This is a genomic window from Burkholderia sp. SIMBA_062 (genome assembly GCF_046534765.1).
Lineage (GTDB): Bacteria > Pseudomonadota > Gammaproteobacteria > Burkholderiales > Burkholderiaceae > Burkholderia > Burkholderia ambifaria.
On sequence record NZ_JAWRYD010000087.1, the window covers coordinates 1 to 1206 of the forward strand.

Consider the following 1206-nt stretch of genomic DNA (forward strand, 5'->3'; position numbering starts at 1 on the left):
CGGCAGGGTCGGAACAGGAGAGCGCACGAGGGAGCTTCCAGGGGGAAACGCCTGGTATCTTTATAGTCCTGTCGGGTTTCGCCACCTCTGACTTGAGCGTCGATTTTTGTGATGCTCGTCAGGGGGGCGGAGCCTATGGAAAAACGCCAGCAACGCGGCCTTTTTACGGTTCCTGGCCTTTTGCTGGCCTTTTGCTCACATGTTCTTTCCTGCGTTATCCCCTGATTCTGTGGATAACCGTATTACCGCCTTTGAGTGAGCTGATACCGCTCGCCGCAGCCGAACGACCGAGCGCAGCGAGTCAGTGAGCGAGGAAGCGGAAGAGCGCCTGATGCGGTATTTTCTCCTTACGCATCTGTGCGGTATTTCACACCGCAATGGTGCACTCTCAGTACAATCTGCTCTGATGCCGCATAGTTAAGCCAGTATACACTCCGCTATCGCTACGTGACTGGGTCATGGCTGCGCCCCGACACCCGCCAACACCCGCTGACGCGCCCTGACGGGCTTGTCTGCTCCCGGCATCCGCTTACAGACAAGCTGTGACCGTCTCCGGGAGCTGCATGTGTCAGAGGTTTTCACCGTCATCACCGAAACGCGCGAGGCAGCTGCGGTAAAGCTCATCAGCGTGGTCGTGAAGCGATTCACAGATGTCTGCCTGTTCATCCGCGTCCAGCTCGTTGAGTTTCTCCAGAAGCGTTAATGTCTGGCTTCTGATAAAGCGGGCCATGTTAAGGGCGGTTTTTTCCTGTTTGGTCACTGATGCCTCCGTGTAAGGGGGATTTCTGTTCATGGGGGTAATGATACCGATGAAACGAGAGAGGATGCTCACGATACGGGTTACTGATGATGAACATGCCCGGTTACTGGAACGTTGTGAGGGTAAACAACTGGCGGTATGGATGCGGCGGGACCAGAGAAAAATCACTCAGGGTCAATGCCAGCGCTTCGTTAATACAGATGTAGGTGTTCCACAGGGTAGCCAGCAGCATCCTGCGATGCAGATCCGGAACATAATGGTGCAGGGCGCTGACTTCCGCGTTTCCAGACTTTACGAAACACGGAAACCGAAGACCATTCATGTTGTTGCTCAGGTCGCAGACGTTTTGCAGCAGCAGTCGCTTCACGTTCGCTCGCGTATCGGTGATTCATTCTGCTAACCAGTAAGGCAACCCCGCCAGCCTAGCCGGGTCCTCAACGACAGGA

3 protein-coding genes are annotated in these 1206 nt (G+C 55.1%); 2 read left to right on the forward strand and 1 reads right to left on the reverse strand.

Annotated features, from left to right (window positions below; translation table 11 throughout):
* The coding region (locus SB786_RS35455; protein ID WP_410731472.1) for a hypothetical protein at positions 1-308 on the forward strand (308 nt) is incomplete at its 5' end.
* 260 nt (positions 309-568) lie between these two features.
* Here SB786_RS35455 and SB786_RS35460 read toward each other — a convergent pair.
* Positions 569-760, reverse strand: a complete 192-nt coding sequence (locus tag SB786_RS35460) for a Rop family plasmid primer RNA-binding protein (protein WP_000165985.1) — start codon at positions 758-760, stop codon at positions 569-571.
* A 31-nt stretch (positions 761-791) separates the two neighbouring features.
* Between SB786_RS35460 and SB786_RS35465 the strand changes: the two genes are divergently transcribed.
* Positions 792-1160: a hypothetical protein gene (locus tag SB786_RS35465; RefSeq protein ID WP_000538659.1), complete on the forward strand. Its 369-nt coding sequence runs from the start codon at positions 792-794 to the stop codon at positions 1158-1160.
* The last annotated feature ends 46 nt before the right edge of the window (positions 1161-1206 follow it).

What these genes read in the sequence shown, in the direction of transcription:
- SB786_RS35465 (WP_000538659.1), top strand. Translation starts at nt 792, where the DNA reads ATGGGGGTAATGATACCGATGAAACGAGAGAGGATGCTCACGATACGG.